Here is a 15,129-nt window from a genome sequence, read left to right as displayed (position 1 = left end):
CTGTTGATACGTTCTTCTTTTTTGCATGTGCGCACCTTACACGAGGAAGGTGTTGCACTTCAGATTTGATCGCGCCATCTATAAAATCAGCAGCGTGATGGAACAAAGATCATATCGATTGTATGCGCGGGCTTGGGCTTGTGCTTGCAATCGGGACCGATGCAGCCGAATCGAAGAAGGAAGCGTTGGCTGCAAACCGAATGCAACCGTCGCCGCCATAGACGTGCGTAGTCAATGACCGCGTATGAACGGAAAACTCGGCATTCGCGAATGGCTGTTTGCGTCGCAGCCGATTGGCTGCTAAGGCCGAAGACTTGTCCTAGATCGGCGTCACGGAATGACCGTTCCGCTCCGATACCCGCCCTTGGAACTCGGGAACTCGAACGGCTCGGGCGACAGCAATGGGGCGGTATGGAGCGTTTGCTGTCGGCCCGGATTCGGCCAGGAAGTGCCGATCGCCAGTCAGGCAACGTCCGTTCGGGCCGTGCCCACCGAGCAATTGATAGTCACATGTCGACAGACCCTCGATCAGGCAAACCGTCGCACGCATGGAAGATTCACTGGGAATAGGGGGCGACGGGCTGACGGGGACGGTGCGATCGCGCGGCTCCCCGAAGTGAGCAAGCCGCCGTCCGAATATCCGGGATGGGGAACGCTCGGGCCCTGGACGTTCGCGAGGTCCGCGAGACTGATGAAGGCTTTCGTTGCGTCGTTGTACGAAGAGATTTCCGCTGTACGGCCGCGATGCTGACCCTCTGACTCGCTGCCTTCCCGCTACCAAGCCGCGCTTTCACCAACAGCGCGCCGCAACGTCGCCGGCAGCGACGTTGCGGCAGCGCGACGAGTCGGCTCAGCGCGTGCCGATCGTCACCACCAGATTTGCCTGCGAGCTGAGCCCCGCCGAATCGACCGCGGTCAGCGTCAGCGTGTAGGTTCCGGTGACCGGGTGCCGCCATTTGGCAACTAAGCCCGGGCCGCTCTCGACGAACACCATGCCGGACGGCGCGCCCTTGATGTCGACCTTCACGTTGTCCGCGCCTGGGTCCTCGATATCGATCACGCCGCTGACCGCGCGGCCCTCAACACCGCCGATCGGCGCAGCAGAGATCGCAGGGCCCGTTGCCTCGGACGAGATCCGCACGCTCATCGTCGCCGAACCGGACTGGCCGTTGCTGGTGTCGGTCGCCTTGACGCTGACGCTATACGTGCCCTTCGCAGGCGTTCTCCAGCTGATCACGCCGGCGCTGCTGATCGACATGCCAGAAGGCGCGCCGCTGAGCGAGAACCTGACCGGATCGGCCGCACTGACGTCGACCTGATAGCTGAGCGGCTGTTTCGCCTGGCCCACGATCGTCGCTGCCTGCACGACCGGCTTCGATGCCGCGACGATGGTCACGTTCGCACTCGCGCTGCCCGTCGAGCCGGTGACCGTATCCTTCGCGGTCACGGTCACCTTGTAAGTGCCGGCGACCGGCTGCGCCCATGTCACCTGACCGGAGCTATCTATGCTCATGCCCTGCGGTGCATTCGCGAGCGACCAGCTGAGCGGGTCCGACGAGCTGGCCGCCACCGTGAACGACAGTGCGCTGCCCTCCTTGCCCTTGACCGTCGCGGCCGACACGACCGGCGGCGACGCCTTGGACACGACGAGCGTCGACAGCAGGCTGCCGACCACCGGTGTGCCGAGACCCGACGGCTGATCGTAGCCGGTATGGGCCGAGCAGCTCGAGCAGTAACCGTCGTTGCCCGAAGTGACGTCGTAGAACGCAGTCGCGTACAGACCCGCGTCGGTCGAGACGGTACCGTACAACTGCGCCTGCGCGAGGCCGAGTGCGCCGAGACTGTTGCGCGCCCGCTGTGCATTGGCGACGGCGACGATGCCGGCCCATTGCGGGGTCGACAGACTGGTGCCGCCGACGCTGTACCAGCTCGGCGCGGCCGCGTCGGGCGTGATGACCGCGACGTACTGACCGCTGAACGGATCCGCGTTGAACGACACGTCGGCAACCGAGCGCTTCGTCAGCGTGCCGAGTCTAGGCACCGACTTGGTCTGATACGCCGGTACCGAGGTGTACTGACTAATGCCGCCGCCGGTACCCGACCACACCGTTTCGTTCCTGGTGGTGCCGTCGTAACTCAGATGGGTGCCGCCGACGGCCAGCACGTTCGGCGACACGGACGGCCATTCGACGCCGGTGCCGTTATCGCCGGTAGCGGCCACGTAGGTCATGTTCGCGTGCTTGAACGCCGAATCGACGGAGCCGGTCCACGAGCCTTCGGGGGCGCCAAAGCTCATCGACACGACGCCGGGCCCCATCGCGTTCGCGAGGTTGACCGCCGTGATCAGGCTGCTGGTCGACGCATCCGGCGCCTGGATCAGCACGATGCGCGCGAGCGGCGCGGTAGCGTGGACCCACTGCACATCGAGCGCGATTTCGGTGGCCCAGCCCGAGTCGTACGGCGGCGCGTTCGACGTCATCGCGCCGCTGGTCGTCGAGCGCACAACCGAGAACTGGCACGCGTTGCTGCTAGGGGCCGCGAGCGGCAGCGACGCGTTCGACGCGATGGTGGTCGTCGTGCAGCCCGGCAAGCCGAATTTCTGGTTGAACGCCGCGAGTTCCTTGACGACGTTCGGATCGCTCATCGCGTCGATCACGTAATTCGTCTGGCCGGCGCCCATTTGCGCGGCCTCGCTCGCGCTCAGATTGCTCCACGACGACGGCAGCGGCGGTAGCTGATAGGCCGCGCGAATCTGCGCCGGCGTATACGTCGTCACCTGCGTTGAATTCGTCGCCGCCCGCGCAGTCCTCGTAGCGTGCCGTGCAATCGTTTGCGGCGTCAACTGCGCAAGCGACACGGCCGCCATTGTCGACGTCGACGCTTGCGCGGCAGGAGGCTGATTGGCCGACGCGAAAGGCGCCGCGCTGTCGATGTCGGAGGGCGGGTTCAACACCACCGGGGCCGTGTAGAACGCCGGCCTCACCAGCGTGCTCGCCACCGTGCTCGACAGCGGCGACAACGACACCGAACTCGTACCTGACGAGGTGCCGGCGAGCTTCGCGGAGCTCGTGCCGCTCGACGCCGTCGAGTCGTCACTGCCACCGCCGCATCCCGCAAGCAGTAGCGGCGCGAGCGCTGCGGTCACAAAGGTGGCACGCGCGAGCGTGCACCGAACCGGTCGGATAGTTTTCATTGGGATCGTCCTTCTGCGGGAGGCTGGACCGGAATTATCAGCACGGGTGGAGAAACCGCGGAGGCGGGCAGATCGGGCGCGCGTCGCTGCCAGCCGCTCGCACAGGTCTGTACGGACGGGTAATAGCCGGGCGGCTCGGCGCACCAGAGTCTGACGCTTGCAGGTGGCTGGGCAGAAGGTGGAACGGGCGATGTCTGCGCTTGCGAGCTGCATGCGCCTAATCCGGACATCAGCGCACAGGCCGCGCAGATTGCCGTGACGATGCCACGTGAGCGATTCAAGCCTGCCCACGCGTTACGTTTACCTAATGAAATGAAACGGGCTGCCGGCCTCGCGAGATAACCAGAGAATTGGGCGTGCTCGTCGGTTTCGACAAGGCCGATAGCAATCCGATTGAGCTGGATCATCGTTGTTCGCGTCACATTGGATACAGGGTTGGGGCGCACAAAGCGATGATTGGTCTGTCGGCACCGCGCGCGCAAGCTTGATGGCAATTCGCGGGTTAGTTGCCGGACAGATGGTGAGAGGACCTTACCATTTTTTTCTGCAACGGGAATATCGCATGCAGCGCGCGGAAACGGGGCCACATTTTCAGCTCCTACGGCGCGCCGCTTCCACGTCTGGATAGTAGGGAATGTCCTTAAAAAAGAAGGCCGCGCGGCGCATCACTAAAGACGATCGTTCGATCCCGCGCGGCGGATTGATGCCGCTGACTTCTCACGCGGCCTACCGCGCAGTGCTCATCCGCCGGCTTGCGTGTGCGCGGCAACCGCATCGAGCGTGTGCGCCGAGTACACCGGCGTCTCGCGCGGTACGTGTCATTTTTTAGAGGTCCGGGTCCGATCGGAAAACGCCGATCGGTCCACACCAGGCCGATGACGTACAGTCGCCTGATCATTCTCCGAACGGCAGAAAAGTAGCCTAAAGCCACCTCACCCCGCCGACAGCCGAACGTTCGCAATATCCGATGACTTGTCCTCGAGTGACGGTAGGGAATGGCCGTTCCACACAGATATCTGCCCCTGCAACTGGGACTGCTTGAACGGCGGTAACGGGTCGAAATTTGCCTGTCGACCTAGCTTTCTGGGCGATATCAGGAACTCAAAACGTATCGTCGCAGGGCAGGCCGAAGCTCGCAAGTTTTGGTTCCCACCGAAAAAATCGTCCAATTCCACATAATTGTGGCTCTCCGACCCTTCGTTTGCGGACATTGGTGGACGGGTCAACGATGAATTCGGCATGCGTTGGTGCAGAGTGCGACACTAGAGTCTCGGTCCACAGCTTTGCGAGAACCTGCTTTGAACGCGATGTTGCTGCTTTTTGGTTACGAGCCTCCGCCGTCCGATGCGTTGCGCGATCATGCACGCGCGCTTTACGAGCGTCGGCAAGAAGGCGTGATTGTTCCTGAAGTCGACGTGGGCACCGATGTGTGGCGGCCAGTTCCGCAGGACTGTCATGGAAACTGCGAGGCGTGGTGCGAACGGAATCCCGAGTACCAGCTCGTGAGGGGGTGGATCCTCATGCCCCTACTAGGGTTATTAGCCTATCGCAGATTCCTGTCACATTCAGTGGTCCGCCGGCCCGATCATGTGCTCATAGACATAACTCCACGGGGCCATTGCGCAAGCCGGCCCCGTACCTGTTCCTCGCCACCATCGTAAGCTACGACAAATACGAAGCGCTGGTTACGGATTTGTAACCCGGTATGCCGGCAAAAAACGCCGAGTCCGGCATCCACCAAAGTAGGGGAGTTGCAACATGACCAGGCCACGGATGATCTTCCCGAAAGCACGCAATGCTGTGGCCTCGAAACCCGAGTCGACGGATGATTATCAGATTTACGCAAGCTATCGCCGCACGACCGAAGGTTCGTACATGGGCCAGTTGAAGGTCGTGCGCAAGACGGACGGACGCCTGCTGTTTCCGTTCACAGGCGCGCCCGACATCGGCCCGTTCACCGACGGCGACCAGGCGCGCGAAGCGGCGCAACGTCACGGTGAAATGGTTGTGCAGTCGGATCTCGACAATCCTGAACCGTGAAGGCCGGGCGCTAGAGCGTGACGGAGATTGCCGGCCACACACAGGAGAAGATCTTGCGTGGCACGAGCCTTTTTGAGTACAGCACATAACGACTGGAAACTCCAGCCGAGATGGACAAGAACGCTCAGCATGGAGCTGGTTGCCACCTCGATATGCGCCCATTCACGTCGTTCAGTGGCCTCGTCTGCTGAGTCTGGTTCAGCGAGCTTCACTTTGAGCCAATCGATTACAGTCTGAAGGTAGTCTTGATGCAGCAGATGCTGCAACTCACGCGTAAAGGCCTCCGTGAGCGACTGCGATTCACCGAGTGCCGACTTCGACTTGCCCTTTTTCCCGGTATCGGACTGATTGCCAGCCCGGGCCTGAGCCTTCTTAGACGCATTAACTTTGTCGAGCAACCTCTTGAGCTCGGCACGCGCAGGGTTGAAATTCGGCTTGGACAGAATCAGGTCCTCGGCGAGAACGATCTTCGCCACGGCGAGACGAGATCTGGTCGCAGGGCCGGATGACCAGCGCCGAGTGGCGTGCATCGAACCGGCGACAACTTCTTTTAAAGTTTGTTCTCTGCCGCCGCCGACGGCTCATTGATCGCTGGATACGCGCGGAAGAACGCAATGATAGATGGGTGCCGGCGTTCGAACTCGCTGACCTTGTCCATCGCCGCCCGACGTACTTCAAGCGCTGCCACCATGAGCGCAGTTTGCTTTCTGGCTTCCTCTTCACCTTCCCGACCCGCTCTGTCCCACCGAGGCCCGCTTCACCGTTTTCCTCGCGCGCAGCCTCGATGCCCTTGAATGCTGCCGCGTCAGCATGTCTTAGCGCACCATACTCCGCGAGCAACTGCTTCCGCTCATCGGAGGAGTACAAAGCATCGAGTTCGCGGAACAGCGCGAGCCTTTCGAGCGACGAAGCGATGGTTTCGAGGTGCGCCAGCAACTTGCCTTCGTTCTTTTAATCCACGTTTATTTCCTCTCAGTCCGTTAGGATTTCTAGTTAATGTTACATAAACCAAATCGGCAGCGACTTGACATAAAACCCGGTGTGACCTGTTTTCACTGTCAAAGCCATTTTGAAATGTCCGCTTTCCACCCAAGTTCAAATGTCCGCTTTTGTTTAGGTTAGAAGTTTGTCTCTCGGGGTTTTAGTTCACGCAGTGTCGAAGGATGACGTTTGAACTGGCACGGCGCTTACGCCTGTTCCGCTGTCCCTTGCAGACCGCCGGCCAGGTTCGGCGACTGTCTTTCTGCGCTGGGCAAGATCCACGATCACGTGATCGATGTCGGCTTGCGTGAATTCGTGCTGCTTCTTCTTGCCCGGCTCACGTACATTCCGGCTGGTCCGGGTCGAGTCGCCCATATGCGCCCGGGACGGGGCTTTACTGATCCGCCGGTTGTCGCGTTGCGCCTGAATTGCCTGCGCGACCTGCAGCACGTGACTCAGGCGCTTGTGCTCGACGACCGAGCCCTGATCGATTTCAGCCAGTCGGTCATATTGCCTGCATGGCAATGCACGTCCGTTTCCACGCAGCTCGATGCGTCCATCCGGATACTCCCAAACCTCGACATACCGATCGATCAACTTCCGGTTCTCCGCAGTGTCGTCTAGCAGATACATCACGCGGTCGTACTGCACCGTGAGCGACTTCGTTACTTTCCGCAGTTCACGCCACGTCAGCACCTGATCAAGACTCTCGTCAGCACGCAATGACCGGTGCGCGTCGAAATCACTCTTCGGGGGCTTCGCGAAGCGTGCGTTGTACGCCGCGATGAAAGACGGCGCGTAAGCGTTGGCTTCCGCCATCGTGCTGATGCCACGCAGCCTCAACTCCTTCACAAGACGGTCCTGCAGCGTCAAGTGTGCGCGCTCGACGCGTCCCTTCGCGGGGCTGCTGTTCGCGCAGAAGGTGTCGATGTTCAGCTCGTACATCGCCCGGCCAAAGTGCGTCACGCTGTTGCCAGTCTTGTTGGCGGCGGTGCGGCGAAATACGCTCGCCTTGTCGCTATAGAACGCGCCGGGCTTGCCATGGCGTTCAACGTACGCGCGCGTCGCCTCGAAGTAACTGAAGGTCGACTCCGTCGCCGTGAAATGTAGTGTCATCAGGCGGCTCGTCGCGTCGTCGACATACACCAGCAGCGTGCATTGCGGCGCCCGCTCCTCGAACCACGCATGCTCGCTGCCGTCGATCTGGATCAGTTCGCCCAGGCATGCGCGCCGCGCTCGCGGCTGGTACACCTTCGGCGGACGCTGCCGGCGCGGCACCCACAGCCCGGCGTCCGTCATGAGCCGACGCACCGTTTCCTTCGACAGGCGAATGCCATGACATTCATACAGCTTCTCGCAGGCCAGCGTCGGTCCGAAATCCGCGTAGCGATCACGGATGATCGTGATGGCCCGATCGGCCGTCACCGCGTCCAGGCGGTTGTTGCTGGGCTTCGAGCGCCGACGCGACACGAGCCCCTGCGCGCCCTGATCACGCAGTCTGCCGACCAGTCTGCGGATCTGCCGCGTCGTCAGCCCGAGCCGTTCCGCCGCGCGCCACGGCTTGAGTGTGCCGTCCGCCACATCCTGAATGACCTTGAATCTGTCCAGCTCTCGCATCGTCATTGTTATCCGTTCTGTTACTGCCATCGAAGCTCCCAGTGCCGGATAACCGGCGGCCGGGTAGCTTACGCGGTGCGAAAGCGGACATTTGAACTTGGCTAAAAGCGGACATTACAACTTAGCCGCTACATTCACTCGCATCGGTGGATGCCATCGCCAGACGCACCTGTCGCCCGTCTAGTCGAAAGGAGAAGCTGTCTTGCCGCTCATGATGAAATGGGTCAGCCGCTGTTCCGCCTTGATCAGATCTCCAGCACGCGCGCTCGCAAGCTGCGAGTCGTGAACCTGGAGAACCACTTCCAGCGTCGCCACCGCCGATGGATCGAGTTGCCACGAGCCTTTTTCGTTGCCGCGCCGGATCCCAGCTTCGAGACCCGCCTCAGCCATGCGGTACAGATCAAGCGCGACGGGCATGTAGCCCATTTCGCCGAGATAGAAAGTCAGGTAGATCGCGCGGGTCAACTCGTTAAAAAGATGAGAGCTGCCGTGGACCCCGCCACACGCTGCAAGTGCGAGATGGTATCCCAAGGAAATTTCGGTGATCCTGGCTTGCGGGAGCGGGAGGAGGGCATTCTTCGACGGGATAACCCGGCGCTTGCCAGAACGTCCATTCTGTTTGGAGCGAGGCATCGTCAATCTCGTGGTATGAAAACGCGATATCGCGGGCAATTGCTCGGGCATATTGCCTTACGCCGACACCGTCACGTTAGGGGAGAATGTTCGGGACGGCAATCCCGCTTGACGGCGAGCAGGCCTCGTACTGCATCCATTGCGGGTTGAATCTTTTCGAAATCTACGCCTGCGGCGGCCGAATGGTCAGTTGATGTCAATCGAACTAAACATGCAACCCCCTCGGTGGCCGGAAACCCGCACCAATCAACGACCACCCCATAGGGGGTTGCAAGTTGTTGTCACTTTAAATTGACGTAAAGTCGCGACACTCATGGGAATTGAACTAAAGCTGCAACATTACCCGCTGCCAAGATGCGCTCTCTTGGACCAGAACGTTTCGGCGACGCAAACACACCAATGTCATAGGCTAGGCTAGGATCGGCGATCGATTGCAAACAGGGCACGAAAAACTGGCAGCGATGGCGCAACGACACCTGCCTGTTCGATCAACTGGCACAGTTTCTCACGAGCTTGCGCCAAAGGATGTCGCGTCCATTCCCGCCACCGCTCTCGCCAGATGAGCTGATGAGGCACCCTGCCATTCCGTCGGGGAATCCGCAGTTCCCAATTACGCGACCAGATGATCTTGTGCCTATCGACGACCTCGCGTGATCAAACAGACTTAGCCACGCGTCAGGCTCTTCACCCATGCCCGGGGTGTCCGCGCCGACGGAATTTTGAGCTACCGCGCCGATTGAATTCTGAGCCGGGGTGGAGACCGGTCTGAAGCAGAACCGGTTGTGGATAAGTGTATGGGTTTCGGGGGTCGTTGTCCTCCTTCGCATGCGGATGCGTTGCGCAGGGGAAGCTGCGAAGGGCGTAGCCCGTAGCAGATTCCCCTTGCCGGCGAACGACGTCAGGCTGATTCGGCCGCGCTCGCGCCGTCGCCTTTGCGCGCCGCTTCACGCGAGCGGATGCGCTTCTTTGCGCTGGCGCTGCTATGGCGGAAACGGTAGCTTTCGTTGCCGGTCTCCACGATGTGGCAGTGGTGCGTCAGCCGGTCCAGCAATGCCGTGGTCATCTTCGCGTCGCCGAACACACTGGACCATTCTGCGAAGTCCAGGTTCGTTGTAACCGCAACGCTCGTGTGCTCGTACAGGCGACTCAGCAGATGGAATAGCAGCGCCCCACCGGCCTGGCTGAAGGGCAGATATCCGAGTTCGTCCAGAATGACCAGGTCAAGGCGCAGCAGGCTCGCGGCGATCCGTCCGGCGCGACCCTGCGCCTTCTCCTGCTCCAGTGCATTGGCCAGATCAACCGTCGAGTAGAAGCGCACCCGCTTGCCGTGATGCATGATGCCGGACACGCCGATGGCGGTCGCAAGATGAGTCTTACCCGAGCCCGGTCCGCCGACCAGAACCAGGTTGTGCGCGCCCTCGGTGAACGTCATGCCGGCCAGTTGCACGACCAGTTGGCGATCAACCGGCGAACCGTCGAAGTCGAAGCCGGCCAGATCGCGATGCACCGGGAACTTCGCCGCGTTCATCTGATGGCTGACCGAACGCACGGCCCGATCGGCGACCTCGCCTTGCAGCAACCGTTCGAGCAACCACTGCGAGGACGCCACCTCAACGTTCCCTTGTTCGAGCAGTTCTGCCCAGCCGGCAGCCATGCCGTGCAGCCGCAACTGTTTGAGTTCGACGATCAGATCACGCATGACCGGCCTCCGGCTGTTGCAGCGCCGTGCGCAGCCCGTCATAACGCGACGTGTCGGCCAGCGGCGGTGTGGTCAGTTGTAGCGCTGTATCGATCTTCGGCGGCACCTGCACGCTGCGCATGCGCGACAGCACGTTCGCCACATGCTCGACGCTGACGCGCCCGGAGGGCGGCGCCTGCTCAAGTGCCAGTTCGACCGCAATAAGCACGGCGTCCAGACCGCTTTCCGGCACCAGCGCCAGAACCTTCGCCATCACGCGCTCGCCACCCGTCTCGCGCAGCAGCGCCCGGCGCAGGCGTTGCAGCGGCTCGGGCATATCCAGAAACGGCGCACCGTTGCGTAGTGCGCCGGGCTTGCGCTGGATCAGCGGGATGTAATGCTGCCAGTCGTAGCGCACCAGACCTTCGTCGGCCAGCCGGTCGTGTCCGGCCACCACGGCGTCATCGCCCACCACAACGACGCGGCCCGGATAGAGCCGCGTGCTGAGCATCTGGCCTGCAAATTCGCATGGTACCGAGTAGCGGTTGCGTCCGACCACCACCAGACAGGTAGACGACACCCGGGCCGCGCGCTCAACGTAACCGTCAAACGGTGTCGGCATCGGCATCAGATGAGCCCGCTCCTGCTCGAATACGTCAGCAACGCTCAGGTCCCGATAGTCCGGATGCTTCACCTGCTCCCCGACGTTGCCCGTAAATTTCGTATCCGCTAACCGAGTGCTTATTATGCCGCTGCCTTTCGCTGTGCGGCGTACCAGTTTTGTTCAAATTGCATCGGACTGACGTAGTTCAACGTCGAGTGCAAGCGACCATGATTGTACAAGCCGTCAACACAACGCCCATATCACCGAGTCAAGGGAAGTTCTCTATCGTTGGCACCCGTGGTACGGGCACACGGTATGGATTTTCACCACGATAGAGAGGAAGAACGCCGAGTCAGTGCTGCGCTGTGGGCGAGAGCCGTTCGACACGGCGGGCTTGCTGGAGGTGCCGCAATGGATGTTCGATCCCGTTGCCTGCTGTCGCATTACCTCGGCAACGTCTCCCGCCGTCAGCTGTGAAGCATTGAGCGAACTGAAGCACCTGCTGGCACAGGCGCCTGCTGCCGGGCAACGCGGTGTGGTACAAGCCGAGCACCATCCTTTGCTCCGTACAGGAGGTGCTGATGCGACGCCAGACCAGCCCGCAACCGGGCGCTCAACTCGACCTGTTTCATCCTTTTCCGAAGACGCCACAGTGGACGCACCTGCCGCAGGAGGTTCGGCAGGAGACGGTGCGTTTGCTGGCGCAACTGCTGCGGCAACACCGTCGTGGGCTGTTCACCGTCGTACACGAGCCGGAGGTGCGCGATGAATGAGAAGATTCGGGCACAGCATCTGACGCGCAAGGCCATGCTGTACGTGCGCCAGTCGTCGGCCTACCAGGTCAGCCACAATCTGGAGAGCCAGAAGCTGCAGTATGCGATGCAGGATCGTCTGCATCAGTTGGGCTGGAACGAGATCGAAGTGATCGACGAGGATCTGGGGCGCTCTGCGGCCGGAACGCAAACGCGCACGGGCTTCGAACGGATGGTGGCAGAGGTCTGTCTTGGGCACGTCGGCGCAGTTGCCGCTCGTGAGGTTTCGCGATTTGCGCGCAACAGTCGCGAGTGGCAGCAGCTGGTTGAGGTGTGCCGCATCGTCGACACGGTGCTCGTTGATCAGGAGACCGTGTACGCGCCACGACAGAGCAACGATCGTTTGCTGCTCGGCTTAAAGGGTAGCCTGAACGAATACGAGCTGGATCTGCTGCGTCAGCGTTCGCTCGAAGCTCGGCGGGAGAAGGCCAAACGTGGCGAACTCGTCGTCGCGGCGCCGGTGGGTTACTGCAAGACCGAAGACCAGCGCCTGGAGAAGGATCCGGATTTGCGCGTGCAGGACGCCATTCGCTCGGTGTTCCGCCAGTTCGGCGCGATTGGATCGGTGCGTCAGACATTGTTATGGTTTCTGGAGCACGGCCTGCAGTTGCCGGCATGCACGCCGCGCGGCGAAATCCAATGGAAACGGCCGAGCTACGGCACGGTGTACCGGATTCTGACCAACCCGATCTACGGTGGCGCGTATGCCTATGGCAAGACTGAATGCACGATCAATTACGAAGGCGGGGAACCGCGCAAACGTGATCGCCGTAAACCTCGGAATGAGTGGCTTGCGCTCATTCCCAATGCCCACGACGGGTACGTTCAGTGGGACGAATTCGAGCGGATCCAGTGCGCGATCAATGGCAACCTGCGTCTGGCCGGACACGCAGGCGCCCCAAAGAACGGCGAGGCCCTACTGGCGGGACTGTTGCGCTGTCGGCGCTGCGCGAGCAAGCTGACGCTACACTACACGGGTAACAGGCACGACGCCTTGCGCTATAGCTGTCATCGCGGCTGGCTGGACAAGGGACAACCGCGTTGCATTGCGTTCGGTGGCACGCGCGCGGACGCGGCCATCGCCGAGGCGGTCTTGCAGGTCGTTCAACCGGCGGCAATTGAGGCAGCAATGGTGGCGCGCGAAGAAGAGACCCTGAAGCAGGATGAAGTGCTGGCTGCGCTGCAGCGGGATCTGCAAGCGGCACGTTATACCGCCCAACGCGCGCAGAAACAATACGACGCTGCTGACCCTGACAACCGGCTTGTAGCCGACGAACTGGAGCGGCGCTGGAATGATGCGCTGCTGCGCGTGGAGGAAGTGGAATCGCGCATCGAGCAACAGTCGCGCACATCCGGTCAGACACCGCCTGCCCAGCCCGATGAGTTTGCCGATCTTGCTGCAGCGTTGGAATCGATCTGGCCGCAGGCCGACGCCCGACTGAAGAAGCGTATTGTGCGCACCCTGATCCATGAAGTCGTGGTCGACGTCGACAACGCAACGAGCGAAATCGTGCTCGTCATCCACTGGAAAGGCGGAGTACATACCGAGATTCGCGTGCCACGGCGGCGTCGCGGTGAGAACACCACGCATACGTCACGCGAAGCGATTGATGCCGTGCGCCAGCTCGTCCGTATCTGTCCCGATCTGGTCATTGCTGGCGTGCTCAATCGCAATGACCTGCGAACCGGCCGGGGTAACTTCTGGACCCAGGAGCGAGTCACCGCGTTGCGTAGCCACCATCAGATCCCTGTCTATTCGAGCGAGCGACGTGCCGCTGAAGGATGGATGACATTGACCGAGGCTGCGGCGTTCGTCGGCGTGAGCCCCGGAACGCTCAGGCTTGCGGTCGAGCGCAACGAGATCGTAGCCGAGCATCCGTTGCCCAATGGTCCGTGGATCTTCAATCGCAATTCACTGGGCGGGGACGCCGTCTCCGAACTCGTGGCCAGGGCACGTGCACGGCGCGGATACCCCACAAAACCAATGGCACAACAGGGCTCTCTAGATTTATCAAGCACATAGCGAGGTTGGGCAGTATGAAACACACTTGTAGAAGCTCAACCAGTCGATTACCTCGTCCATCGCTTCGCGACGCGTGGCAAAGCGTTGACCGTGGATGCGCGCCTGCTTCAGCGATCCCCACAGGCTCTCTGTCGGCGCGTTGGAGTCCGCAGACAACTGCGCCCGTGAGTGACGCTGGAAGCCGACGTTTTCAGGTAACTCATCCGTACCATCCCCTTCATTTGCAAGAATTCGAACTGGTCCTTCACGCCAAGAACTGGCATGAGGACAGGGTTTGGTTTCACGACGCGAATGGCCGACTGCGGGCGCTCCCCGCCAGCTGGACGAGCGTCGTCGGCGAGGACCCATTCAACGTCGTCGCTGCCGGGCGCGCCTTGTTTCGCGTGGAGGAGCTGCTTGAACTGGGGCGTTTGATCGCCACGTTGGAGCCGTGAACAGCGCGACCACGTGTAAAGCCAAATACGCCGCGTATGTAAAGTTAACTATGCCAGATAGCGCCCTCCACGGTCACCTTGGTCGTCGATATAATTGCATTATATCGGCCATATTTCCGCAAATATCCCAGACATTGGACTTGCATATTCAGATATATGGTACATAATTGTGGTTACACTGTTTTGGCCGCTTTCCCTGGAGTTTGTGCATGGCGACAGACCGACGCAAAGAGGACAAGCACCGCGCGCTGCGGCAGCAGGCGAGCCTCAATCCGCGCCCCGATGCCGTGACGCATCCGCTGTTTCGGGAGGGCGAGTTCTTCGATTCCTACGATCTGCTGCAGGTCAAGTACGAGATGCTGCGCGCGGTGCGCGTGGACAAGCGGCCGATCAGCGAAGCGGCCAAGGCATTCGGTTTCTCCCGCCCGTCGTTCTATCAGGCTCAGACGGCTTTCGAACAGGGCGGACTGGCCGCTTTGATTCCGCAGAAGACTGGGCCGCGCAGCGGCCACAAGTTGACCCCGGCGGTGATGGAGTTTCTGAACCGGGCGCGGGTTGCAGAGCCGACTGTGCGAGCGGAGCGACTGGCCAGTCTGGTGCACCAGACCTTCGGCGTACAGGTTCATCCGCGCAGTATCGAACGACAGTTTCTGCGCCAAAAAAAACCGTAACGAAACCGTCCGTGTCCACTCCGGACCGTGCGCTGTGCAATGACGGACTGATCTCCCGTTATGAAGATCTGAGGCAACAGGCACTTGGATTGCCGTGCGAGATTCCTCGCGGCCAGGGCCTCGTGCTGTTGATGCGCAGCGGCATGAGAGCGTGGATGCAGGCATGGGCCCAGTGCGCGACCACGGTTGTACGGCGGCAGCCGCCGCCTGGTGAGGCAGAGATCGTTCCCTTCACGCTGCATCAGGAGGCGACGTTGATTCTGGCTTCAATGCTTTTACACCGGCGTCAGGAGGCAACAGCATGAAGAGCGATCCTCATCAGAAGGTGCAGGCGAGCCATCTGAAGCGCAACGCCTATCTGTATATCCGCCATAATTCCGTGTAAAAAAATATGGCCGAGCATTTATTGATGATGTAATAAAAGTGCTTGTTTGTAAGTGCCG

General features: G+C 61.0%; 12 protein-coding genes and 1 pseudogene. 6 read left to right on the top strand and 7 right to left on the bottom strand.

The features are described from left to right. Positions 1-850 precede the first annotated feature (850 nt). Complete coding sequence (locus SB822_RS53115) at positions 851-3,193, bottom strand: putative Ig domain-containing protein (protein ID WP_410858582.1); 2,343 nt, start codon at positions 3,191-3,193, stop codon at positions 851-853. Positions 3,194-4,951: 1,758 nt separating this feature from the next. On the opposite strand from SB822_RS53115, the gene SB822_RS53110 reads away from it, so the two are divergent. Next, positions 4,952-5,233: a DUF6723 family protein gene (locus tag SB822_RS53110; RefSeq protein ID WP_410858581.1), complete on the top strand. Its 282-nt coding sequence runs from the start codon at positions 4,952-4,954 to the stop codon at positions 5,231-5,233. Here the strand turns inward: SB822_RS53110 and SB822_RS53105 are convergent. The 6 genes and pseudogenes from SB822_RS53105 to SB822_RS53080 form a co-directional block, all read right to left on the bottom strand. Next, the gene (locus tag SB822_RS53105) at positions 5,185-5,709 is read right to left on the bottom strand and encodes a hypothetical protein (RefSeq protein ID WP_410858580.1); all 525 of its coding nucleotides are present in this window, start codon (positions 5,707-5,709) and stop codon (positions 5,185-5,187) included. The genes SB822_RS53110 and SB822_RS53105 overlap by 49 nt on opposite strands. A 74-nt stretch (positions 5,710-5,783) precedes the next feature. Continuing rightward, the gene (locus SB822_RS53100) at positions 5,784-5,924 is read right to left on the bottom strand and encodes a hypothetical protein (RefSeq protein ID WP_410858579.1); all 141 of its coding nucleotides are present in this window, start codon (positions 5,922-5,924) and stop codon (positions 5,784-5,786) included. Between the two features lie 455 nt (positions 5,925-6,379). Further along, positions 6,380-7,861: an ISNCY family transposase gene (locus SB822_RS53095; protein ID WP_410858578.1), complete on the bottom strand. Its 1,482-nt coding sequence runs from the start codon at positions 7,859-7,861 to the stop codon at positions 6,380-6,382. Positions 7,862-8,011: 150 nt separating this feature from the next. Then, the gene (locus tag SB822_RS53090) at positions 8,012-8,464 is read right to left on the bottom strand and encodes a hypothetical protein (protein ID WP_410858577.1); all 453 of its coding nucleotides are present in this window, start codon (positions 8,462-8,464) and stop codon (positions 8,012-8,014) included. Between the two features lie 898 nt (positions 8,465-9,362). Continuing rightward, positions 9,363-10,163: an IS21-like element helper ATPase IstB gene (gene istB, locus SB822_RS53085; protein WP_007577648.1), complete on the bottom strand. Its 801-nt coding sequence runs from the start codon at positions 10,161-10,163 to the stop codon at positions 9,363-9,365. After that, positions 10,156-10,839, bottom strand: a pseudogene (locus SB822_RS53080) (Mu transposase domain-containing protein); the annotation flags it as partial. The pseudogene SB822_RS53080 and the gene istB, both read right to left, overlap by 8 nt. Positions 10,840-11,327: 488 nt before the next feature. Here SB822_RS53080 and SB822_RS53075 point away from each other — a divergent pair. The 5 genes from SB822_RS53075 to SB822_RS53055 all read left to right on the top strand — a co-directional run bounded on the left by SB822_RS53075 (position 11,328) and on the right by SB822_RS53055 (position 14,991). Further along, a complete protein-coding gene (locus SB822_RS53075; protein WP_007577173.1) occupies positions 11,328-11,519 on the top strand; it encodes a hypothetical protein in 192 nt (63 codons plus the stop codon). A 34-nt stretch (positions 11,520-11,553) separates the two neighbouring features. Next, complete coding sequence (locus SB822_RS53070) at positions 11,554-13,581, top strand: recombinase family protein (RefSeq protein ID WP_410858576.1); 2,028 nt, start codon at positions 11,554-11,556, stop codon at positions 13,579-13,581. Positions 13,582-13,745: 164 nt separating this feature from the next. Next, the gene (locus tag SB822_RS53065) at positions 13,746-14,015 is read left to right on the top strand and encodes a DUF5372 family protein (RefSeq protein WP_090839195.1); all 270 of its coding nucleotides are present in this window, start codon (positions 13,746-13,748) and stop codon (positions 14,013-14,015) included. A 209-nt stretch (positions 14,016-14,224) separates the two neighbouring features. Continuing rightward, positions 14,225-14,686 (top strand): helix-turn-helix domain-containing protein, encoded by a 462-nt coding sequence (locus SB822_RS53060; RefSeq protein ID WP_410858575.1) that lies wholly within the window; start codon positions 14,225-14,227, stop codon positions 14,684-14,686. Positions 14,687-14,697: 11 nt separating this feature from the next. Then, positions 14,698-14,991 carry a hypothetical protein gene (locus SB822_RS53055; protein WP_143055850.1) on the top strand — a complete coding sequence of 98 codons (294 nt, stop codon included), beginning with the start codon at positions 14,698-14,700 and terminating at the stop codon, positions 14,989-14,991. The last annotated feature ends 138 nt before the right edge of the window (positions 14,992-15,129 follow it).

The sequence above is a fragment of the Paraburkholderia sp. SIMBA_054 genome (assembly GCF_046534875.1).
In the GTDB taxonomy this organism is placed as follows: Bacteria; Pseudomonadota; Gammaproteobacteria; order Burkholderiales; family Burkholderiaceae; genus Paraburkholderia; species Paraburkholderia hospita.
Note: the sequence above shows the minus strand (reverse complement) of the source record. Positions and strands in the feature narration are given on the sequence as shown.